The organism is Streptomyces sp. NPDC052301 (assembly GCF_044593395.1).
Taxonomy (GTDB): Bacteria; Actinomycetota; Actinomycetes; order Streptomycetales; family Streptomycetaceae; genus Streptomyces.
The window spans coordinates 440,984-462,427 of sequence record NZ_JBIUBE010000002.1 but is presented as its reverse complement, the minus strand read 5'-3'; the positions used below and the strand labels follow the sequence as shown (position 1 = coordinate 462,427).

21 protein-coding genes are annotated in these 21,444 nt (G+C 72.8%); 11 read left to right on the top strand and 10 right to left on the bottom strand.

Annotated elements, in window-relative coordinates:
- The first annotated feature begins 176 nt into the window (after positions 1-176).
- The 4 genes from ACIHEJ_RS05780 (at position 177) to ACIHEJ_RS05765 (ending at position 4,180) form a co-directional block, all read left to right on the top strand.
- A complete protein-coding gene (locus tag ACIHEJ_RS05780; RefSeq protein WP_388790693.1) occupies positions 177-962 on the top strand; it encodes an electron transfer flavoprotein subunit beta/FixA family protein in 786 nt (261 codons plus the stop codon).
- Positions 963-1,015: 53 nt separating this feature from the next.
- Positions 1,016-1,978 (top strand): electron transfer flavoprotein subunit alpha/FixB family protein, encoded by a 963-nt coding sequence (locus ACIHEJ_RS05775; RefSeq protein WP_400132375.1) that lies wholly within the window; start codon positions 1,016-1,018, stop codon positions 1,976-1,978.
- Between the two features lie 183 nt (positions 1,979-2,161).
- Positions 2,162-3,460 carry a DUF6986 family protein gene (locus ACIHEJ_RS05770; RefSeq protein WP_400132374.1) on the top strand — a complete coding sequence of 433 codons (1,299 nt, stop codon included), beginning with the start codon at positions 2,162-2,164 and terminating at the stop codon, positions 3,458-3,460.
- 543 nt (positions 3,461-4,003) lie between these two features.
- On the top strand, positions 4,004-4,180 hold the full coding sequence (locus ACIHEJ_RS05765) for a hypothetical protein (RefSeq protein WP_400132373.1): 177 nt from the start codon (positions 4,004-4,006) through the stop codon (positions 4,178-4,180).
- Positions 4,181-4,421: 241 nt separating this feature from the next.
- On the opposite strand, the gene ACIHEJ_RS05760 is transcribed toward ACIHEJ_RS05765, so the two are convergent.
- Positions 4,422-5,180: a hypothetical protein gene (locus ACIHEJ_RS05760; RefSeq protein ID WP_400132372.1), complete on the bottom strand. Its 759-nt coding sequence runs from the start codon at positions 5,178-5,180 to the stop codon at positions 4,422-4,424.
- A 7-nt stretch (positions 5,181-5,187) separates the two neighbouring features.
- Positions 5,188-6,285, bottom strand: a complete 1,098-nt coding sequence (locus ACIHEJ_RS05755) for a LacI family DNA-binding transcriptional regulator (protein ID WP_400132371.1) — start codon at positions 6,283-6,285, stop codon at positions 5,188-5,190.
- A 161-nt stretch (positions 6,286-6,446) separates the two neighbouring features.
- Here ACIHEJ_RS05755 and ACIHEJ_RS05750 point away from each other — a divergent pair, with 161 nt between their 5' ends.
- Positions 6,447-7,400 carry an ROK family protein gene (locus tag ACIHEJ_RS05750; protein WP_400132370.1) on the top strand — a complete coding sequence of 318 codons (954 nt, stop codon included), beginning with the start codon at positions 6,447-6,449 and terminating at the stop codon, positions 7,398-7,400.
- A 114-nt stretch (positions 7,401-7,514) separates the two neighbouring features.
- Here the strand turns inward: ACIHEJ_RS05750 and ACIHEJ_RS05745 are convergent, their stop codons facing one another.
- The 3 genes from ACIHEJ_RS05745 to ACIHEJ_RS05735 all read right to left on the bottom strand — a co-directional run bounded on the left by ACIHEJ_RS05745 (position 7,515) and on the right by ACIHEJ_RS05735 (position 10,864).
- Positions 7,515-9,533, bottom strand: coding sequence for an NPCBM/NEW2 domain-containing protein (locus ACIHEJ_RS05745; protein ID WP_400132369.1), 2,019 nt, complete (start codon positions 9,531-9,533; stop codon positions 7,515-7,517).
- 153 nt (positions 9,534-9,686) lie between these two features.
- Positions 9,687-10,460 (bottom strand): maleylpyruvate isomerase family mycothiol-dependent enzyme, encoded by a 774-nt coding sequence (locus ACIHEJ_RS05740; protein ID WP_400132368.1) that lies wholly within the window; start codon positions 10,458-10,460, stop codon positions 9,687-9,689.
- 50 nt (positions 10,461-10,510) lie between these two features.
- On the bottom strand, positions 10,511-10,864 hold the full coding sequence (locus tag ACIHEJ_RS05735; protein WP_400132367.1) for a hypothetical protein: 354 nt from the start codon (positions 10,862-10,864) through the stop codon (positions 10,511-10,513).
- A gap of 190 nt (positions 10,865-11,054) precedes the next feature.
- Here ACIHEJ_RS05735 and ACIHEJ_RS05730 point away from each other — a divergent pair, with 190 nt between their 5' ends.
- Together ACIHEJ_RS05730 and ACIHEJ_RS05725 are read left to right on the top strand one after the other, a co-directional pair.
- Complete coding sequence (locus ACIHEJ_RS05730) at positions 11,055-11,255, top strand: hypothetical protein (protein WP_400132366.1); 201 nt, start codon at positions 11,055-11,057, stop codon at positions 11,253-11,255.
- 142 nt (positions 11,256-11,397) lie between these two features.
- Entirely contained in the window at positions 11,398-12,441 is a 1,044-nt protein-coding gene (locus ACIHEJ_RS05725; protein ID WP_400132365.1) for an NUDIX domain-containing protein, read from the top strand.
- Here the strand turns inward: ACIHEJ_RS05725 and ACIHEJ_RS05720 are convergent, their stop codons facing one another.
- The gene (locus tag ACIHEJ_RS05720; RefSeq protein ID WP_400132364.1) at positions 12,442-13,146 is read right to left on the bottom strand and encodes an MBL fold metallo-hydrolase; all 705 of its coding nucleotides are present in this window, start codon (positions 13,144-13,146) and stop codon (positions 12,442-12,444) included. It lies immediately after the preceding gene.
- 62 nt (positions 13,147-13,208) lie between these two features.
- A complete protein-coding gene (locus ACIHEJ_RS05715) occupies positions 13,209-14,564 on the bottom strand; it encodes a dipeptidase (protein ID WP_400132363.1) in 1,356 nt (451 codons plus the stop codon).
- Positions 14,565-14,692: 128 nt separating this feature from the next.
- On the opposite strand from ACIHEJ_RS05715, the gene ACIHEJ_RS05710 reads away from it, so the two are divergent.
- Positions 14,693-15,934: a geranylgeranyl reductase family protein gene (locus ACIHEJ_RS05710; protein WP_400132362.1), complete on the top strand. Its 1,242-nt coding sequence runs from the start codon at positions 14,693-14,695 to the stop codon at positions 15,932-15,934.
- A 318-nt stretch (positions 15,935-16,252) separates the two neighbouring features.
- Here the strand turns inward: ACIHEJ_RS05710 and ACIHEJ_RS05705 are convergent, their stop codons facing one another.
- A complete protein-coding gene (locus ACIHEJ_RS05705) occupies positions 16,253-16,702 on the bottom strand; it encodes a nitroreductase family deazaflavin-dependent oxidoreductase (protein ID WP_400132361.1) in 450 nt (149 codons plus the stop codon).
- A gap of 126 nt (positions 16,703-16,828) precedes the next feature.
- On the opposite strand from ACIHEJ_RS05705, the gene ACIHEJ_RS05700 reads away from it, so the two are divergent.
- The 3 genes from ACIHEJ_RS05700 to ACIHEJ_RS05690 all read left to right on the top strand — a co-directional run bounded on the left by ACIHEJ_RS05700 (position 16,829) and on the right by ACIHEJ_RS05690 (position 19,614).
- Positions 16,829-17,515 carry a TetR/AcrR family transcriptional regulator gene (locus ACIHEJ_RS05700; protein ID WP_400132360.1) on the top strand — a complete coding sequence of 229 codons (687 nt, stop codon included), beginning with the start codon at positions 16,829-16,831 and terminating at the stop codon, positions 17,513-17,515.
- 222 nt (positions 17,516-17,737) lie between these two features.
- Positions 17,738-18,952, top strand: coding sequence for a sensor histidine kinase (locus ACIHEJ_RS05695; RefSeq protein WP_400132359.1), 1,215 nt, complete (start codon positions 17,738-17,740; stop codon positions 18,950-18,952).
- A complete protein-coding gene (locus ACIHEJ_RS05690) occupies positions 18,949-19,614 on the top strand; it encodes a response regulator (RefSeq protein WP_400132358.1) in 666 nt (221 codons plus the stop codon). The genes ACIHEJ_RS05695 and ACIHEJ_RS05690 overlap by 4 nt, the downstream gene beginning before the upstream one ends.
- Here ACIHEJ_RS05690 and ACIHEJ_RS05685 read toward each other — a convergent pair.
- Together ACIHEJ_RS05685 and ACIHEJ_RS05680 are read right to left on the bottom strand one after the other, a co-directional pair.
- Positions 19,575-19,859, bottom strand: a complete 285-nt coding sequence (locus ACIHEJ_RS05685) for a DUF6332 family protein (RefSeq protein WP_400132357.1) — start codon at positions 19,857-19,859, stop codon at positions 19,575-19,577. The genes ACIHEJ_RS05690 and ACIHEJ_RS05685 overlap by 40 nt on opposite strands.
- 71 nt (positions 19,860-19,930) lie before the next feature.
- Positions 19,931-21,418 (bottom strand): MFS transporter, encoded by a 1,488-nt coding sequence (locus ACIHEJ_RS05680; RefSeq protein ID WP_400132356.1) that lies wholly within the window; start codon positions 21,416-21,418, stop codon positions 19,931-19,933.
- Between the last annotated feature and the right edge of the window lie 26 nt (positions 21,419-21,444).

The window sequence follows — 21,444 nt, the reverse complement described above, 5'->3', positions numbered from 1 at the left end:
AGGTCACAGTTCAAAGCGCTTGCTTAGCGGGCATGAACTCGGTGTACTGACGAGTAATATTTCGGTCGGAGCGCGCGGATGAGCGCGCGGACGCCCCGACCGGGATCGGCCGCTTGAGGCGCCTATGCTGCCTCCAAGAGGCAGCCAGGAAATGACGATGCAGTAGGAGAGCCGGCGTGAGCTTGAGGATCGTTGTCACTGTGAAGTACGTGCCCGACGCCACTGGCGACCGGCACTTCGCCGATGACCTGACCGTCGACCGCGACGACGTGGACGGTCTGCTCTCCGAGCTGGACGAGTATGCGGTCGAGCAGGCGCTTCAGATCGCGGAGGACGCGGACGACGCCGAGGTCACCGTCCTGACGATCGGCCCGGAGGACGCCAAGGACGCGCTGCGCAAGGCGCTGTCCATGGGTGCCGACAAGGCCATCCACGTCGAGGACGACGACCTGCACGGCACGGATGCCATCGGCACTTCGCTGGTGCTGGCCAAGGCCATCGAGAAGGCCGGTTACGACCTGGTGATCTCCGGCATGGCCTCCACCGACGGCACCATGGGCGTCGTGCCCGCGCTGGTCGCCGAGCGTCTGGGTGTCCCGCAGGTCACCCTGCTCTCCGAGGTCTCCGTCGAGGACGGCACGGTGAAGGGCCGCCGTGACGGCGACGCCGCCTCCGAGCAGCTCGAGGCGCAGCTCCCGGCGGTCGTGTCGGTCACCGACCAGTCGGGTGAGGCCCGCTACCCGTCGTTCAAGGGCATCATGGCGGCCAAGAAGAAGCCGGTGGAGTCCTGGGACCTGTCGGACCTCGACATCGAGGCCGAGGAGGTCGGTCTGGACGGCGCCTTCACCAAGGTCGAGGCCGCGAACGAGCGTCCGGCCCGCACGGCCGGCACCATCGTCAAGGACGAGGGCGAGGGCGGCAAGCAGCTCGCTGAGTTCCTCGCGGGCCAGAAGTTCATCTAAGGCCCCGCAGTCGCTGACCGCCCCTCAACTTCTTTTCGCAGGAGAGCAATCCCATGGCTGAAGTCCTCGTCTACGTCGACCACGTGGACGGTGCCGTCCGCAAGCCCACTCTGGAGCTGCTGACCCTGGCCCGCCGCATCGGCGAGCCCGTCGCCGTCGCCCTGGGCAACGGTGCCGCCGACACCGCCGCCACCCTCGCCGAGCACGGCGCGGTGAAGGTCCTCACCCACGACGCGTCCGAGTACGCCGAATACCTGGTCGTGCCGAAGGTGGACGCCCTCCAGGCCGCCCACGAGGCCGTCTCCCCGGCTGCCGTGCTGGTGCCGTCCTCCGCCGAGGGCAAGGAGATCGCCGCCCGTCTGGCGCTGCGCATCGGTTCCGGCATCATCACCGACGCCGTCGACCTGGAGGCCGGCGACGAGGGTCCGGTGGCCACCCAGTCGGTGTTCGCCGCGTCCTTCACCACCAAGTCCCGGGTCATCAAGGGCACCCCGGTCATCACCGTCAAGCCGAACAGCGCGGCCGTCGAGGCCGCCCCGGCCGCCGGTGCGGTCGAGGCCCTGTCCGTGTCCTTCTCGGACAAGGCGACCGGCACCAAGGTCACCGGCCGTACGCCGCGTGAGTCGACGGGCCGTCCGGAGCTGACCGAGGCCGCGATCGTGGTCTCCGGCGGCCGTGGTGTCAACGGCGCGGAGAACTTCTCGATCATCGAGGCGCTCGCCGACTCCCTCGGTGCGGCCGTCGGCGCCTCGCGTGCCGCCGTCGACGCCGGCTGGTACCCGCACACCAACCAGGTCGGCCAGACCGGCAAGTCCGTCTCGCCGCAGCTGTACATCGCCAACGGCATCTCCGGTGCGATCCAGCACCGCGCCGGCATGCAGACCTCCAAGACGATCGTGGCCGTCAACAAGGACGCCGAGGCCCCGATCTTCGAGCTGGTCGACTACGGCGTGGTCGGCGACCTCTTCGACGTCGTCCCGCAGCTGACCGAGGAGATCAAGGCCCGCAAGGGCTGACCTTCCTCCTGGCATCCCGAGGCCCCTGTGACCGGCGCGGTCACAGGGGCCTCGGTGCATCCTGGTGACGACCGGCGAGCGGAGGACCACGGTCCGGACGGGGTGTTGACCAGGGGGAACCACGCGGATAACTTCGTTCTACGGATTGTTGATTCCGTAAAGCGGAAAACAGGAGGGTGTGGGATGGGTCAGCAGGAGAAGGTGGCGACGAGCCTCGCGGGCGCGGTCAGCGAGGAGATCAGCGCCTCCCTCGCACCGGTCGACGCGGAGCTGGAGCGCCGCTACCCCGGGGACCCCGGCACCCGGCAGCCCGTCCACACGGTCTACGTCCCCGGTGACGCCTTCGCCGCCGACACCCTGCGCACCTGGGGCGACCAGGCCCTCGCCCTCCTCGACGAGCACGCCCCGGACGCCGCCTCCTTCGCGGCCGTCCTGGGCCTGGCCGACGAGCTCGCCGAGCCGGTCCACTCCCGGGTCCGCGCCAAGCTGGAGCGCGAGCCCGTCGAAGACCTGCGCGTCGACTTCGAGGACGGCTACGGCCCCCGTCCCGACGCCGAGGAGGACGTGGCGGCGGCCCGCGCGGCCCGCCTGATCGCCGAGGCCTACGAGAACGGCACGGCGGCGCCGTACATGGGCATCCGTATGAAGTGCATGGAGGCGGCCGTCCGCGACCGGGGCATCCGCACCCTCGACGTCTTCCTCACCGGCCTCATGGAGGCCGGCGGCCTGCCCGATGGCCTGGTGCTGACCCTCCCGAAGGTCACGTACCCCGAGCAGGTGAGCGCGTTCGTCCGTCTCCTGGAGGCCTTTGAGAAGGCGCACGGCCTCGACGCCGGCCGGCTCGGCTTCGAGATCCAGATCGAGACCAGCCAGTCCATCCTGGCCACCGACGGCACCGCGACCGTCGCCCGCATGATCCAGGCCGCCGAGGGCCGCGCCACCGGTCTGCACTACGGCACCTTCGACTACAGCGCCTGCCTCGGCGTGTCCGCCGCCTACCAGGCCAGCGACCATCCGGCCGCCGACCACGCCAAGGCGATCATGCAGGTCGCCGCCGCGGGCACCGGCGTACGCGTCTCGGACGGTTCCACCAACGTCCTCCCGGTCGGCCCGACCGCCAAGGTCCACGACGCCTGGCGCCTGCACTACGGCCTCACCCGCCGCGCCCTCTCCCGCGCCTACTACCAGGGCTGGGACATGCACCCCGGGCACATCCCCACCCGTTACGCCGCCGTCTTCGCCTTCTACCGGGAGGGCTTCGAGCAGGCGGCCGGCCGCCTCGCCCGCTACGCCAACCGCGCCGGCGGCGACGTGATGGACGAGCCCGCCACCGCCAAGGCCCTCAGCGGCTACCTGCTGCGCGGCCTGGACTGCGGCGCCCTCGACATCGCCGAGGTCGCCCGGCTGACCGGCCTCACCCGCGCCGACCTGGAGGGCTTCGCCGCACCCCGGCGTGGCGACCTGACCGCCTCGGCGAAGTAGCACGCCGTTCCCCCGGCCCCGGCCGGCCGTGCGCCTCGCCCCCGCCGCCCTCCTCGCACGGGCAGCGGGGGCGAGGCGCGTCCCGACGCGGTCCTGGCCCGCGCCGTTGGCGGCTGACCGGATGTACCTCAGGGCGACTTCGCCCCGGCGCGACCGTGTGCGCAGGCACGACGCGCCCGACGCTGATCATGGGACCGATTTCCCCACGGAAAGGATGACGTCCCCGATGCGTCGTTCCCTGCTCGTCGCCGGCACCGTGGCGACCGCTCTCCTCGCCCCCTGCCACTGGCCATGGCCACGCCCGCCGCACACGCCGGGACGGACTCCAAAGAACCCTGGGTGCTGCGCACCGCCGTGCTGCGCACCAACCCCCAAGCAGTACGCCGACCTGTGCAACAAGCAGAAGGACGGGGTGCCGGAGATCCGCACGTTCCCCCTCTTCCGCGGCCGGCGAGGCATCACCGCCGTGCGGGACCACTACCGCAGGGACACGGACGGCACCGTCACTGGGAGGTCCACGACCCGAAGCGGCCCGAGGACGCGGTGTCCCTGTCCATCATCGGGCTCTGCAGGAAGGGGGCGGTCACCCTCGACGGCGTCATCGAGGCCGGCACCAAGGACTACCTGTTCTCGCCCCTGCCCAAGCGGCCCGGCGAGTACCGCCTGCAGGAGATCGACACCACGAAGCTGCCCCCGGCGGGCACCCGGGCGACACCGTGACGCTCCCGCGATCCCAGCGTTCCGAGTCCGGACAGAAGGCGCCGAAGGCCGACCCCTCCCACCGAACGCGTACGAGATCACCGTCAAGCGGAACCCCAGCATCGTCGCGATCTTCCACCCGTCGGTGTGACCGAGGAGCCGTCCCGCCCCTGACGGACGGGCAGCACCGAAACGGCAGTCGGCCGCACCGAACGCGGCCGACAGCCGCCTCCAGGCCGGCGGCGGCGCCCCGCAGCCGGGACTACCGGTCCGCCGACCCGACGGCGTAGGGCTCCAGCCCCGATGCCGTCACCCACTTCTGCTCGGCGAACAGCCGCGTGCCCCGCGCGCACAGTGCGGGGTTCCCACGGGCCCGGGCGCAGAACTCCTCCGGTGTGACACCGAACAGCTCCCGCAACGGGGCGGAGGAAGCGAGGAGTTCGGTCAGCAGGACCTGCTGGCTGCCGGGATGCAGACGCGGCGCGGCGGTGCCGTTGCGCAGCACCCCGTGCCGGTTGACGTACACGTACGCCCCGTCGAGCAGGCAGCCGTCGGGCAGTTCGACCCGCACGTCGGGGGCGGGCAGCCAGGCCCGCCGGAAGTTCCCGCCGGGCAGCGGGACGCCCTCGCTGGCGTCGATCGCGGCCAGTTGCCGCGGGTCCAGCCAGATCACGAACAACTCGCGCACGGAACGCGGCGACCTGACGGGCGAGGCGGAGACATACCCCATGCGGCTGACGTGCGCGGAGACACCGACGTCGAGGCCGGACACCCGGGTGCGCACCATGGGGATCGGGGTGTCGATCCCGCACTCCGTCATCTTGTGCCGCAGCTGGCCGGGGCTGGCGTTGGAACCGACGGCCAGCACCGGCACCCGGTCCGCGTACACCAGACGCTCCAGCGGGAGCATCCGGTCGCGGTCCAGCAGCCCGGAGTCGGCGGGCCAGGCGCCGGGATAGGTCAGCGGGTGGTCGCGGGCCGCCGCGGCGAGCCCGAGTTCCTCCAGCGTGCGTCCGGTCATCCGCGGCTCAGTCCGCCGGCGGCAGCTCGCCGGAGCCGCGCGCGATCAGGCGCGTGGGCAACTCGATGCGCTCAGGTGCGACCAGGGTGCCGTCCAACTGGCGGAAGAGGCGTTCGGCCGCGGTACGGCCGAGGGCAGCCGAGTCCTGGGCGACGACCGTGAGGCCCGGTTGCAGCAGATCGGCGAGCTCGATGTCGTCGAAGCCGACGAGGGCGACCCGCCGGGACTGCTCGGCGAGGACCCGGATCACGGTGACCGTCACCCGGTTGTTGCCCGTGAACACCGCGGTCACGGGGTCAGGTCCGGACAGCATGTCCGCCGCCGCCCGGCGCACCCGCTCCGGGTTCGTCGCCCCGAGGGACATCCAGCGGTCCTCGACCGGTATCCCCGCGTCCTCCATGGCCGCCCGGTAGCCGCGCAGCCGCTCGGCGGCGGTGTGGATGCGGGGCATGTCGCCGATGAAGCCGATCCGGCGGTGGCCGTGCGCGATCAGATGGGCGACGCCGTCCCGCGCACCGCCGAAGTTGTCGGACAGCACCACGTCGGCGTCGATCCGCCCGGCCGGCCGGTCCACGAACACCGTCGCCACGCCCGCCCTGATCTCGGGTTCGAGATAGCGGTGGTCGTCCCCGGCCGGGATCACCACCAGACCGTCCACCCGACGCGCGCACAGAGCCAGCGCCAGCTCCTGCTCGCGGTCCGGGTCCTCCGCGCTGGAGCCGTTGATCAGCAGGGCGCCGTGGGCACGGGCCACCTCCTCCACGGCACGGCTGAGCGGCCCGTAGAAGGGGTCGGCGAGATCCTCCAGCACCAGACCGATGCTGGCCGTGCGGCCCTTGCGCAACACCCGTGCGCTGTCGTTGCGGCGGAAACCGAGGGCCTCGATCGCCTCCTGCACCCGGCGCTCGGTGTCGGGTGTGACGCCCGGCTCGCCGTTGACCACCCGGGAAACGGTCTTCAGCCCGACCCCGGCCCGCGCCGCCACGTCCTTCATCGTCGGGCGGTTGCCGTAGCGGGTTCCGGTGAGGCCGTTTGCGCTGCGGGTGGTCTCGGGCACGATGCGCTGTCCTGTCCTGTCGTCCGTGTCCACGGGGGGGTGCGCCATCCGTGGGCTTGTATGAGGATGTGGCGTCGAGCATAGAGCCTGGACAACGTTGTCAGATGCGCGAGAGACTGTCCACCGCTGTCAGTCGGCCTGCGCCCCCACCGCTTGACCGGCCTGCGTGTTCGATGGTTGTCAAGCTTCGACGGGGAGATCTGACTCTGATGCACACCGACCTCGTGGCGGCCCTGGACATCGGCGGCACCAAGATCGCCGGCGCACTGGTGGACGGCGAAGGCCGGATCCTGGTGCGGGCCCAGCGCGGCACACCTGCCCAGCAGGACGGCGAAACGGTCATGCGGGCCGTGGAGGAGGTGCTCGGCGAGCTCGCCGGGTCGCCTCTGTGGGGACGCGCGGGCTCGATAGGCATCGGCAGCGCCGGCCCGGTGGACGCCTCCGCGGGCACCGTCAGCCCGGTCAACGTGCCCGGCTGGCGGGACTTCCCGCTGGTCGAGCGGGTGCGCCTGGCCGCCGGGGGCCTGCCGGTCGAGCTGATCGGGGACGGTGTCGCGATCACGGCGGCCGAGCACTGGCAGGGCGCCGCCCGGGGCCACGACAACGCGCTGTGCATGGTGGTCTCCACGGGCGTCGGCGGCGGCCTGGTCCTGAACGGCCGGCTGCATCCCGGCCCGACCGGCAACGCCGGGCACATCGGTCACATCAGCGTCGACCTCGACGGCGACCCCTGCCCGTGCGGCGCGCGCGGCTGTGTGGAGCGCATCGCCAGTGGGCCCAACATCGCGCGCCGCGCGCTGGAGCACGGCTGGCGGCCCGGGCCCGAGGGTGACACCTCGGCCGCCGCGGTGGCCGAGGCGGCCCGCGCCGGGGACCCGGTCGCCGTGGCCTCCTTCGAGCGGGCGGCGCAGGCGCTGGCCGCGGGCATCGCGGCCACCGCGACCCTGGTGGAGATCGACATCGCGGTGATCGGCGGGGGAGTCGGCAAGGCGGGTGACATCCTCTTCACCCCCCTGCGCAAGGCGCTCACCGACTACGCCACCCTGTCCTTCGTCCAGCGCCTGACGATCACCCCGGCCCAGATGGGCACCGACGCGGGCCTGGTCGGCGCCGCGGCGGCCGCCCTGAGCCGCAGGCCGGACGCGACGGCGGCGGGGGTCTGACGCGGGGCCGTGTCCGGGCCGGTGCTGCCGGCCGGGACTCCGTGGCGGGGGGCGGGGCTCCGGTGCGGCTGTCGAGCGCCGTGCCGCCGCCGGGAGCCGGCCGGTGCGCAGTGCTCAGCAGGTGAGGCGGGCGTCGGCCCAGTCCGCGTGGTCCGAGTCGATGCCGTCCGCGCCGTCCGTGACGACGAGGCGGACCACCTGGGCGCCGGTGACGTCGGCGGTGAGGGGCTGCGCCGGTATCGCGTTGGTCAGGACACCGGTCGAGGCGGCCTTCGTGCCGTCCGCCCAGATCTCGAAGGCGACCGTGCCGTGCGTGCCCTTCTCGTCGTCGAGGCCCACGTCCGCGGTGACCTTCTCGCAGGCCTTTCCGGAGTAGAAGGAGATGTCGCTCAGGGCGTGGACGCCGAGCCCCTTGGCGTACTGGGTCCCGCCGACGGTGATCGGGTGCCCGTCGCCCGCCGCGCTCTCCCCGTTGCTGCTGTCGCGCTCCACCGGCCCCCAGCCGCTGACCGCCGACAGCCACGGCAGATCACTGAGGTACGACGTCCCGGACGGCGGCGGCGTCACGACGGCCGCGGTCAGCGAGAGTGTGCTGGTCACGTGTTCCCCGGACGGCGAGCGGTAACTCGCCCGCAGCGTGAGGTCGTAGGACCCGGCCGGGGTTCCGGCGGGCGCGGTCACCCGCCACGCGGTGCGCAGGGACCGGCCCGTGGGGAGCGCGTCGGCCGCGGCCGCCGAGGCAGGGCGTACGGTCCAGCCGTCGGGGCCGGTGAGGGACGCGGACACCCGGCGTGCCGGGGTGCGGCCGAGGTCGGTGACGGTGCTGGTCAGCGTGGCCGGGCTGGCGGCCTCGAGCAGCGGGCTGCCGTCCAGGCCGAGGTCGACGGCGGGCGGGTGGGCGGCCCAGTCGGGGTCGGCCGAGACGCGGACGAGGACGGTGCCGTGGGCGGGGACGGTGGCCGCGATGGTGCCCACGGTGTTGTAGTCGCGGTGCTGCCACAGGTCCCGCAGGGTGTAGGCGGGGGCGTCGGGGAGGCCGACCGCGCCCGCGGTGGTGGCGATCCTGCGGGCGGTGCCGGACTCGTTGAAGAGGGCCACCGCGCGGCTGCCGTCCTTCATCTCCTTGGCGATCACCCAGCGCCCGCCCGCGGAGGAGACGACCGTCCCCTGTTTGCCGAGCGGGTCCTGGTCGACGGCGATGACGTCCTTGTCGGCCAGGATGTCGAAGGTCGCCGGCGAGGCCTTGCGCAGATCGGTGCCGATGAGCAGCGGCGCGGCCATGACGGACCAGAGGGAGAAGTGCGAGCGGTACTCGGTGTCGGTCATGCCGCCGTTACCGACCTCGAGCATGTCGGGGTCGTTCCAGTGGCCGGGGCCGGCGTACGGCGCGAGCGGGAGGTTCTTCTTCAGGATCGACAGCATCGAGGACCAGCTGTCGCTGATGTCACCAGTGGTCCGCCACAGGTGGCCCACGTCGGAGGCCCACTCCCAGGGCTTGTTCTCGCCCCACTCGCAGATGCTGTAGACGATGGGCCGCCCGGTGGCCCTGAGCGCGTCGCGCATGGTGGTGTACCGCTGCTCGGCGTCGACGCCCTGGTTGTTGCAGTTGTCGTACTTCAGGTAGTCCACGCCCCAGTCGGCGAACTGCCCGGCGTCGCTGGACTCGTGGCCCAGCGCGCCCGGGAAGCCCGCGCTGTTGCAGGTCTTGGTGCCGGCGCTGGTGTAGATGCCGAGCTTGAGGCCCTTGGCGTGGACGTAGTCGGCGACGGCCTTGATCCCGTGGGGGAATCGGGCCGGGTCGGGCACCAGCTTGCCGTCCGCGTCGCGGTTCGGCAGGGCCCAGCAGTCGTCCAGGTTGACGTACTGGTAGCCCGCGTCCTTCAGGCCCTTCGCCACGAAGAGGTCCGCGATCCCCTCGACCATGGCCTCGTCGAAGTCGGCGCGGCAGTGTGTGGAGTTCCAGTTGTTGAAGCCCATGGGCGGGGTGAGGGCCAGCCCGTCGGCCGACGCGGGGGAAGCGGACGCCTCGTGACCGGCGGCGGCCGCCGGAGCGGCCGCCGCCGTCGTGAGGACCAGTGCGGTGAGCGCGTGGACCACTCTTCGGCGGGTCGTGCCGGTGTGCGGGTGACGCATCGTCGACGTACCTCCGGCTCGCGAGAGGTGGATGACGGCATGCCGCATCGCGGCGACATGTACGTGTCATCGGTGCGCGTTTACGGTAGGACGTGTCGGACTCTGTTGGAAGGCACGCGGCGATGAGCGTTCGGATGTGTTGGCTTCGAGGGCTCAGGGTGTGTCGCCGACCCGTCCCCAGCCGGGCAGTGGGGGCTGGGGCCACGCGGGCGGGCGGGGCAGGAGTGGTGCCGGGTGGCCGGTCGTCAGGGCGTCGGCCGGGATCCTTCCGGTGAGCCAGCCGAGCACCAGATGTCCGGGCCCGGCGACGGAGGGCCCGCCGGGCGCCAGTGACCAGCGCCGACCGAGATCCACAGCCGTCGCCGAGGCCAGGGGAAAGCCCTGGGCGCGCAGGGTGGTGAGGGTGTCGTCCAGCGCCCAGCGGACGTAGCGGTGCGGCCACTGCTCGGTGCCGTGACCGAGGTCGAGGTCCAGGTGGTGGGTCTCCAGTTCCCGCAGGCAGCGCAGCAGGAGGTACCAGGCCGGGTGCCGCCAGCCTGCCAGCGCGGGCACCAGACGGTCCCAGGCCGGGGCGGGCAGCGCCCGGGCCTCGGCCGTGAACCGGTCGAGGCTCTCCCGCAGCCGTGCGGTGAGCCCTGCGGCGGGCAGCTCGGCGTCCTGTGCGACCGAGGCGGCCAGGACCGCCGCGTCGGCGCGCGGTCCCGGTTCGCGGCCGGAGCGTGCGAGCCGCAGCAGCCATACGTAGGCGTCGGCGCTGTGGGCGACATGCGCGAGAACATGGGCACGCGTCCACCCCTCGAGGCCGGAAGGGGCTCGCAGCGCCGCGTCGGACAGGCCGGCCGCGGCCCCCACGAGCCGCTCACCGGACCGTACGACGTCCACGACGACCTCGGCGCGGGCCGCGCCGGACTCGGGGAAACCACTCACTTGTACTCCTGGGCTGTGGGCGCGGCGGGCCGAGACGCGGTGCCCCGGGCTCACCGGAACTCGTGCACGACCTCGATCAGCCCGACGATGTGGGCGTTGAACTCGTCCAACTCCTCGGCGGGAACCCACAGTTCCAGGATCGTCTCACCACCGGCCCGCCGGACCGGATAGCGGCCGAGGAACTGCGTGTCGACCTCGAACCGGGTCACGAAACCCGCGCCGTCATGCCGGACGTTCCAGTCCCGGGCGATCCGGATCGCGTAGTCCTCGTTGAGCACCGGGTAGAAGATCGGCTGCTCCGGCAGCCGGGGCGGCCAGGCCCGCCGCCCGAGCTCGCGGACCAGCTCCAGCTCCTTGGGGCCGGTGGGGCGCCAGAGGGTCGTGGTGGGGCGGGGGCTGGTCATGGTGTCGCTTTCCTGGTCGGAGGCCGGCCGGTGGACCGGGCGGAGGGGCGGAGGCTCCGTACCCTATCGGTGTGATCATCGGGCGGGCCTGCGGATTACGGCCCTGCCCGCCCGGACGCCCACGGCGCACGCGGCCGCCGGGACATCCCGAACTGCGTGACTCCTGGCCGCCAGGGCAGTTGATCAGCGCATGAAGAAGCGCAGCATGCTCGCCATCGCCAGCCTCGCCACCGGATTCGTCGTGGCCGCCGTCACCCCGTCCCACGCCGCTACCCATGCGGACCACCACCCCTCCGGTGACCTGAACGTCTCGGACACCCTGGACTCGGCGAGCGGGCTCGTCAGCCAGGACAGCTTCGCCGTCGACGACGACGCCCTCGGCCTGCGGTAGGCCCGCCCCGCACGGCCTGAGTGCCGGTGTCCCCGCCTCCCCGGGGCGCCGGCACTGCCTGTGGGCACCCTCACCGGGGCGGGGTTTTCGTGGCAGGGTGAAGCGGGCAAGCCTCAGGGGGCCAACAGAAGAGGGGGAGTCCGTGACCGTCGTCTGGATCAACGGCGCGTTCGGTGCGGGGAAGACCACCACCGCACGGGAGCTGATCGAGCTGATCCCGAACAGCACGCTCTTCGACCCCGACGTCATCGGCGGCGCGCTCCCGCATCTGCTGCCGCCCAAGCGCCTCGCCGAGGTCGGCGACCTCCAGGACCTGCCGATCTGGCGCCGGCTCGTGGTAGACACCGCGGCCGCGATGCTCGCCGAGCTGGGCGGGACCCTCGTGGTGCCCATGACCCTGCTCCGCCAGGAGTACCGCGACGAGATCTTCGGTGGGCTGGCCGCTCGCAGGATTGCGGTGCACCATCTCCTCCTCGCCCCGGCCGAAACGATCCTGCGCGAGCGGATAGCCGGGCGGGAGATCCCGCCGGCCCTTCCCGACGGCGAGATACGGCAGCGGCGGTGGGCCTACGACCACATCGAGCCCTACCATGCGGCCCTCGCCTCCTGGCTCACCGCCGACGCCCACCTGGTCGACACCAGCGCCCTCACCCCGTACGAGACCGCCGTCCGCATCGCCGACGCCGTCGGCAGCGGTGCCGTACCCGCCTGTGACATCGTGCAGACCCCCGAGCCCACGGCCGAGACGCTCGCCGCCGGGGTGCTCCTCTTCGACGAGGCCGACCGGGTGCTGCTCGTGGACCCCACCTACAAGCCCGGCTGGGAGTTCCCCGGCGGTGTGGTGGAGCGGGGCGAGGCCCCGGCCCGTGCCGGGATGCGGGAGGTCGCCGAGGAGACCGGGATACGGCTGCGGGAGGTGCCCCGGCTGCTCGTCGTGGACTGGGAGCGGCCGACCCCGCCCGGCTTCGGCGGGCTGCGGCTGCTGTTCGACGGCGGCCGGCTGGAGTCCGACGAGGCGTCCCGGGTGCTGCTGCCGGGACCGGAGCTGCGGGCGTGGCGCTTCGCCACCGAACAGGAGGCCGCCGAGATGCTCCCGCCGGTCCGCTACGAACGTCTGCGCTGGGCCCTGCGCGCCCGCGAACGCGGCAGCGCCCTCTATCTGGAGGCCGGGGTGCCGGTCGGCTGATCAGACGGTGGCTGCCACCCCGCGCAGTGCGGCGGCGGCGCCTCCCACCACCGCGTCACCGTGACCGAAGCACGCCACCTCCGCGTCGAGCTCCGCCAAGCGGCGCACGGAGGCCAGGAGCCGGGGCCGGTCGAGGTTGAACACACCCGGCATCACCGCACCGTCGAGCGGCGAGGCGGCCACCGTGTCGCCGGTGAACAGCACGCCCTCGTCGGGCAGGAACAGCGCGATACTGCCGTCCGTGTGCCCCGGGACGTGGAGGACGCGTGCGCCACCGCCGAAGTCCAGCACATCGCCGTCGGACAGCCCGGTGACCGCGGGCGGAGGCACGGGCGTGCCCGCGGGGAGGTGCTCGGCCGCCGCCGCGTGGATCGGCAGCTCCCACTCCTCGAACCGCGGGGCGGGGCCGGGGAGCTCACCCCGGACGAAGGGTGCGTCCAGGTCGTGCGCCAGCACCTCGGCCCCGCTCAGCGCGGCGAACTCGCCCGCCCCGCCGACGTGGTCCTCATGGAAGTGGGTCAGCACGATCCGCCGTACGTCCTCCGGAGCGCACCCCAGCCTCGTCACCGCCTCGGCGATCACCCGGCCCGAGCCGATCGTGCCCGCGTCGATCAGCGTCAACTCCTCGCCGTCGGACCAGAGATAGGCCTGGCCGACGGGGAAGCGCAGGAGGTGGAGGCGCGGTCGCAGTTCGATGACGTCCATGCGCCGACCGTAGGCGGTGCCCCCGCCCGTGGGCGAGGGCACTCCGCCGTGGGCAGAAGGGTTCAGCCCGCCGCGTAGTTGCGCAGGAAGAGCGCCTCGGCGACCGACAGCCGCTCCAGCTCCTCGGGTGACACGCTCTCGTCGACGGCGTGGATCTGCGCCTCCGGCTCGCTCAGCCCGATCAGCAGGATCTCCGCCTGCGGGTACAGCGCGGCCAGCGTGTTGCACAGCGGGATCGAGCCGCCCTGGCCGGCGTACTGCATGCTCTGGCCCGGGTAGGCCACCGCCATCGCGTCGGCCATCGCCTGGTAGGCCGGACTGGAGGTGTCCGCGCTGAACGCCTGGCCCTGCCCGATCTGCTCGGTGCTGACCCGGGCGCCCCACGGGGTGTGCGCCTCGAGGTGCGCCTGGAGCAGCTTGGTCGCCTCGGCCGCGTCCACGCCCGGCGGCACGCGCAGGCTGATCAGGGCGCGGGCGCCGGCCTGCACCGACGGGGTGGCACCGATGACGGGCGGGCAGTCGATGCCGAGGACGGTGACGGCGGGACGGGTCCAGATGCGGTCGGCGACCGAGCCGTCACCGATCAGCTCGACGCCCTCCAGCACCCTGGCATCCTTGCGGAACTGCTCCTCGGTGTACTCCAGGCCGTCCCAGCCGGCCGTCCCGTCGAGCCCGTCGATCGTCGTGGTGCCGTCCTCGGCGCGCAGCGAGTCCAGGACGCGGATCAGCGCCGCCAGCGCGTCCGGGGCGGCACCGCCGAACTGACCCGAGTGCAGGTTGCCCGCGAGGGTGTCGATGCGGACGCGGACCAGGGTCATCCCGCGCAGGCTGGTGGTGACCGTCGGCAGGCCGACGCGGAAGTTGCCGGCGTCGCCGATCACGATCGTGTCCGCGGCCAGCAGCTCCGGGTGCTGCTCGGCGTACCGCTCCAGACCGCCGGTGCCCTGCTCCTCCGAGCCCTCCACGATCACCTTGACGGTCACCGGGACACCGCCGTTCGCCTTCAGGGCGCGCAGCGCGAGCAGGTGCATGATGAAGCCGCCCTTGCAGTCGGCGGCCCCGCGGCCGTACCAGCGGCCGCCACGCTCGGTCAGCTCGAACGGCGGGGTGGTCCAGCCGGCCTCGTTCAGCGGCGGCTGGACGTCGTAGTGCGCATACAGCAGAACCGTTTTTGCGCCCTCGGGGCCCGGCAGACAGCCGTAGACCGACTGGGTGCCGTCCGGGGTGTCCAGCAGGGCCACGTCGGTGAAGCCCTCCGCGCGGAGCGCCTCGGCGATCCAGTTCGCGGCGGCCTCGCTCTCGCTCCTCGGGAACTGCGTGAAGTCCGCCACCGACTTGAAGGCGACCAGCTCGGCCAGCTCCGCCTTCGCCCGCGGCAACAGCGAGGCGACGGTCTCGGCGACCGGATTCGACGACATGGGCACGCTCCTCGTGGGTGCGACGTTGAACGGGGTGAGACAGATCCTCGCACAGCGGCCTGCGACGACGGCCGCCGTAGGATGCGAGGGACACTACGGCAGCGGCTTGATCGGAGCAGTAGACCATCGTGAGCGGCGAGAACTCTTCGGCGGACGACGTGCAGCGGGTGTGGGACGTCGTCGTGGTGGGCGCGGGACCCGCGGGGGCCTCGGCGGCCTACGCGGCGGCGGTCGCGGGACGCCGCGTGCTGTTGCTGGAGAAGGCCGAGCTGCCCCGCTACAAGACGTGCGGCGGCGGCATCATCGGCCCCTCGCGCGACGCACTGCCGCCCGGCTTCGAGCTCCCCTTCCGGGACCGGGTGCACGCGGTCACCTTCTCGAACAACGGGCGCTTCACCCGCACCCGGCGCTCCAGGCAGATGCTGTTCGGGCTGATCAACCGGCCCGAGTTCGACCAGCAGCTGGTCGAGCACGCCCAGAAGGCGGGCGCCGAGCTGCGGACGGGCGTCACCGTGCAGCGGGTCGAGCAGCACGGCTCGGCGGTGCCCGACCGGCGCACGGTCGCCGTCGTCCTGCAGGGCGGGGAGACGGTGCTGGCCCGCGCGGTCGTCGGTGCCGACGGCAGCGCCAGCCGGATAGGAGCCCACGTCGGCGTGAAGCTGGACCAGGTGGACCTCGGCCTGGAGGTGGAGATCCCGGTCCCGGAGCCGGTCGCCGAGGACTGGCAGGGGCGGGTCCTCATCGACTGGGGCCCCCTGCCCGGCAGTTACGGCTGGGTGTTCCCGAAGGGCGACACGCTGACCGTCGGCGTCATCTCCGCGCGCGGGGAAGGCGCCGCCACCAAGCGCTACCTGGAGGACTTCGTCGCCCGGCTGGGCCTGTCCGGCTTCGAACCGGCCATCTCCTCGGGGCACTTGACCCGCTGCCGTGCCGACGACTCGCCGCTCTCCCGTGGCCGGGTGCTGGTCTGCGGTGACGCCGCCGGGCTGCTCGAGCCGTGGACCCGCGAGGGCATCTCCTTCGCGCTGCGCTCGGGCCGGCTCGCGGGGGAGTGGGCGGTGCGGATCGCGGAGGCGCACGACGCGGTCGACACCCGGCGCCAGGCGCTGAACTACGCGTTCGCGATCAAGGCCGGGCTCGGCGTCGAGATGAGCGTCGGCAAGCGGCTGCTGACCGTGTTCGAGAAGCGCCCGGGCCTGTTCCACGCGGCCCTCACCGGATTCCGCCCCGCGTGGCGGGCGTTCCGGGACATCACCCAGGGCTCGACGTCACTGGGCGAACTCGTCCGCTCCCGCCCGATCGCCCAGCGCGCCCTGAGCGCGATGGACCGGGGCCCGGTGACAGCGGCACAGGACCCGGCCGGCTCGTGACGGCCGGACAGGTTCCGGCGGTGGGGCCGGTTCCGACGGTACGGGCCGGGGCCGATCACTGACCGCCGGCCCGGGGCGGTTCCGGATCGCCGGACCGGCCGGTTCCTGACTGCCGGGGCCGGGGCGGGTCGGGCGCCGTCGACGCGTGTCGGTGCCGGAAGGGTCATTGCCGGGCACTTGCCGGCTCGGCTTCGTGCCGTGCCGGGAGCCGTCGGGGGTGGTCGGCGTGCGCTCGTGCCCGGACGGGGCCGGTGGGGGGCGGCGCCCGGTCCGTGAGCTCGTCGGCAGCGGGGACGGCCGCCCCGCTGCGGGAGCCGCTCAGCTCGTGACCGTGATGTGGAAGACCGGGTGGTCGGGGGCGATGCGGCGCAGCTCCTCGTCCGGGGAGTCGGGGCCGACGCCGTCGAAGAAGACCCCGACCTCGGCCTTCCAGCGCTTGAGGTAGGCCCGCAGCAGCGGCACCTTGTCGTCGTCGGCGACCTCGGTGGCGGAGAAGACGTCCACGTTCTTGCCGAGCCGCAGTTCGCCGCCACCGGCCGCGCGCATGTTGTGGGTCCACTGGACGTGCCCCCGCGGGGCGAGCAGGTACTGCTGCCCGTCGACCGTCAGCAGGTTCACCGGGGTCGTGCGCCACTGTCCGCTCTTGCGTCCGCGCACCGCCAGGACCCGGGAGCCCCAGATGCTGAGGCCGCGCCGGGTGAGCCAGGCGACCAGCCGGTTGAAGACGTTGACGGTGAACCAGCCCGGCTTCTTGACGTGTGTCGACATGGTGACCCCCACGGTTTTGGAGAGCGGTGCTCTCGCTCGACTCCAGTGTGGGGCAGCCCGGCACGCAAAAGCAAGAGCAGTGCTCTGATGTGTGTGCACCGCTCTCGCCCGTGGCACACTGCCGGTATGAGCACCGCACAGGGAGCCCGGGCACGGGCCAGGAGGGAAGTCACCGCCGCCATCAAGGAGGCGGCCCGCAGACAGCTCGCGGCGGAGGGGGCGGCCAAGCTGTCGCTGCGGGCCGTCGCCCGTGAACTGGGCATGGTCTCCTCGGCGCTGTACCGCTACTTCCCCAGCCGCGACGAACTGCTGACCGCCTTGATCATCGACGCCTACGACTCCCTCGGCGAGGCAGCCGAGCAGGCCCGGGACGCCGCTGCCGACGCTCAGCCGATCGCCCGCTGGACGGCCGTGTGCGAGGCGGTGCGCGCCTGGGCGCTCGCCCACCCGCACGAGTACGCGCTGATCTACGGCTCGCCGGTGCCCGGCTACTCCGCCCCCGACACCACCGTCCGTGCCGCGTCCCGGATCGGCCTGGTCCTCATCGGCATCGTCCGTGACGCCCATCAGGGCGCCGGCCTCGCCGACCTGGCCCTGGCCGCCGAGTTGCGCCCCGAGGCCGAGCGGATGGCCGCCGACTTCGCCCCCGAACTGCCACCCGAGGCGGCGCCCTTGCTGGTGGCGGCCTGGGCCCAGCTGTTCGGACTGGTCGGTTTCGAGCTGTTCGGCCAGTTCAACCGGGTGGTGGAGGACCGTGAGACGTTCTTCCGGCACGCGGCGACGAGGCTGGCGCACGGCGTGGGGCTGCGGTAGACACCGGCGTCAGGCGCCGGCGTGCGAGGGAGGTGTCAGAGGCCGGCGAGAGAGGGGACGTACATCCCAGGCGCGAGAGGGGCGCGTACGGCCCGGGCATGCGGCGTGCGGGTGCATGTGGAAGGAGCCGCGCGCGGCCCGTCTCGTACTTCCCCGGGAGTACGCGTGATCACCTCGCCCGGCTGACGCCCTCACCTGCCCGGGGCGTCTAGCGTGGCGGGCATGGAAGAGCAGCAGGCGTCCCGCCACGGGTGGCGATACGGCACCCCGTGGCGGCACGCCCCGGACGACGTGGAGCCGGGCCCCGCCCGGTGGCCGTGGCGGTCCACGGTGCTGCTCACCGCGTTCGTGCTGATCGGCACCCACTTCGCCGCCCAGGGCCAGCACCACCGAGTGCCCCTCGACGGCTACGCGCGCGTGCTGTTGCTCGTCACCTCGGTCCTGTTGCTGTGGCGGCAACGCCACCCGGTGTTCGTCGTGTTCGGCACGGCGACGCCGGCGCTCGGCTACCTAGCCGCCGGCTATCCCTACGGGCCGGTGTTCCTGACGGTCGCGGTCGCCTGCTTCAGTGCGGTCGTCGCCGGGCACCGGCGCGCCGCCTGGGCGGCCGTCGGACTGCTCTGGGCCGGGCACGCCCTGGTCGCGCTCTGGCTCTACCGGTGGCTTCCGCCGGCCGGGGACGGGAGCGCCGGCGTCGCCCAGGAGATGGTCATCGCCACCTGGGTCCTGGCCGTGGTCGCCGTGTCCGAACTGGCGCGGGTGCGGCGGGAGCAGTGGGCGCGGGAACGCACGGACCGTGTCCAGGCGGCACGGCGGCGCGCGGACGAGGAACGGCTCCGGATCGCCCGGGAACTGCACGACGTTCTCGCGCACAGCATCTCCGTCATCAACGTGCAGGCCGGCATGGGGCTCGCGCTCATCGACAGCGACCCCGGGCAGGCGCGGGCCGCGCTCACCACCATCAAGGCCGCCAGCAAGGAGGCGCTCGGCGAGGTCCGTCAGGTCCTCGACGCGCTGCGCGCGCCGGGCGCCGCCCCCCGGGGCCCCGCGCCCGGGCTGGACCGGCTGCCGGAACTGGTGGAGCAGGCGGCGGCGGCCGGGCTGACCGTCGACGTCGAGGGCGAGCCGCCGCCCCTGCCGCCCGGCGGCGACCTCGCGGCCTTCCGCATCGTGCAGGAGGCCCTGACCAACGTCGTACGGCACTCCGGGGCGCGGTACGCGCGCGTGGGCTTCGCCTACGACGGGGGTGCCCTGCGGCTGCAGATCGACGACGACGGGCCCGCGACGGGCGCGGACGCCGGGGGCAGCGGGAACGGGCTGGCCGGAATGCGGGAGCGGGCCGCCGCCCTCGGTGGCACCATCGAGGCGGGCCCGCGCCCCGACGGCGGCTTCCGGGTGCTCGCCGTACTGCCGTCGCCGCTCAGGGAGGACCAGTGATCCGGGTACTGCTCGCCGACGACCAGTCGCTGGTGCGGGCCGGTTTCAGGGCGCTGCTCGACGCGCAGCCCGACATCGAGGTGGCCGGTGAGGCCGCCGACGGCGAGGAGGCCACGCGCCTGGTGCGGGAACTGCGCCCGGATGTCGTCCTGATGGACATCCGCATGCCCGTGCTGGACGGCCTGGCCGCGACCCGGCGGATCACCGGGGACGCGGAGCAGGCGGAGGTGAAGGTGGTCATGCTCACCACCTTCGAACTCGACGAGTACGTCTTCGAGGCGATCCGCGCGGGCGCCTCCGGCTTCCTGGTGAAGGCCACCGAACCGGACGAACTCGTGCGCGCAGTAAGGGCGGTGGTCGCCGGTGACGCGCTGCTGTCACCGGGGGTCACCCGTCGGCTGATCGCCGAGTTCGCGGCCCGCTCCAAGGCGCCCGCGGCGGCCGACGCGCTCACCCGGCTCACCGAGCGGGAGCGGGAGGTGATGGCGCTGGTCGGCATCGGCCTGTCCAACGAGGAGATCGCCCGCCGGCTGGTGGTCAGCCCGCTCACGGCCAAGACCCATGTGAGCCGCACCATGGTGAAGCTGGGCGCCCGGGACCGCGCCCAACTCGTCGTGCTGGCCTACGAGTCGGGGTTGGTCCGGCCGGGCTGGCTGGGCTGATCCGTCTGCCGGAAGCGCATCAGCACGCTGATCACGCGGGCCGCGAACACGACCGGTGCGATCACCGTGCCGAGCCTCAGCAGGACCTTGGACGGCAGGTGCGGCAGATCGAAGAGCAGTGCGGGCCCGGCCAGGGCCCCGAACAGTACCGCCGCCGCGAAAGCGGCGCTCACCAGCGCGTAGCCGATCTCGACTGTGGCCGCGTCCCGTTGGGCCTGGCTGCGGCGTCCCCCGTATGCGTGCATACCCCTAGTTTCACGGACAGGGGCCCGGCGGGGCAATCGCCCCCGCCGGGCCCCTGCCGGGAGGCCTCCCCCTAGTCACGGACCGCCACGCGCTCCGCTCCTGCCTCCACCACGGTGGACCGGGCGACCACGAGGGACGGCTGGGTACGACGGCCGCGCAGGCCCGTGAGGGTGATGAGCAGGCCGGCCGCAGCGATGCCCGTGACGACCAGGAAGCCGGGCCGGTAGCTGTCGAGGACGGCCTCGGGGGTGGCGTGCGCGGGGGCGTGCGCGGTCACCACGGCCGTGACGACCGCGAGGAAGATCGCCCCGCCCACCTGTACCGAGGTGTTGAGCAGCCCGGACACCATGCCCTGCTCGTGGTCCTCGACGCCGTTGGTCGCCTGGATGTTGAGCGAGGGGAAGACCAGCGCGCAGGCCGCGCCGATCAGCAGCATGGACGGCAGGACGACGGCCGCGTACACCGGGTCCAGGTCGACGCGCAGGAACAGCGCGTAGCCGAGGACCATGAACGCGAAGCCGGTCGCGATCAGCCGCGGGGTGCCGAACCGGTCGACGATCGCGCCGACCTTCGTGGAGGACACCGCCACCAGGGCGCCGGCGGGCAGGAAGGCGAGGGCCGTGTGCAGCGCCGACCAGCCCAGCAGTGACTGCATGTAGAGGGTCGTCAGGAACTGGAAGCCGACGTAACTGCCGAAGAAGGCGACCGCGCCGAGCTGGGCGCGGACCTGACTGCCCGAGCGCAGCACGCCCAGCCGGATCAGCGGGCTCGGCGAGCGCCGCTCGACCAGTACGAAGGAGCTCAGCAGCACCGCGACGGCCAGGAAGGACAGCAGGGTGCGCGCCGAGGCCCAGCCGGCCTGGGGCGCCTGGACGACGGTGAAGACCAGCAGCAGCATCGAGGCGGTACCGAGGACGGCGCCGGGGATGTCGTAACCGGCGTGGTTCTCCTCGCGGGCGCTGCGCGGCAGCAGCCTCAGCCCGGCGAGCAGCGCGATCAGGGCGATCGGCGCGGGGAGCAGCATGGTCAGGCGCCAGCTGGCCTCGGTGAGCAGACCGGAGAGCACCAGGCCCATGGAGAAGCCGGTGGCGGCGCAGGTGGTGTAGATGGAGAGGGCGCGGTTGCGCAGCGGGCCCTCCGGGAACGTCGTGGTGATGATCGACAGGCCCGCGGGCGCGGTGAAGGCCGCGCTCAGGCCCTTGACGAAGCGGCTGGCGATCAGCAGCGGGCCCGAGTCCACGAGCCCGCCGAGCAGCGAGGCCAGCGCGAAGACACCGAGCGCCACGAGGAACACCCGGCGCCGGCCGAGCAGGTCCGCGGTGCGTCCGCCGAGGAGGAGCAGCCCGCCGTACCCCAGGATGTAGCCGCTGACGATCCATTGCAGCGTCGACGTGGACAGATGCAGGTCCGAGCCGATGGACGGCAGCGCGACGCCGACCATCGACACGTCCAGTGCGTCCAGGAACATCGCGGCGCACAGCACCAGCAGGGTGCCCCACAGCCGGGGAGTCCAGCGAACCGCCGACGGGGTCGCGGAAGTGGTGAGCGGAGAGGTCATGCCGACGACACTACATGCACATGCAT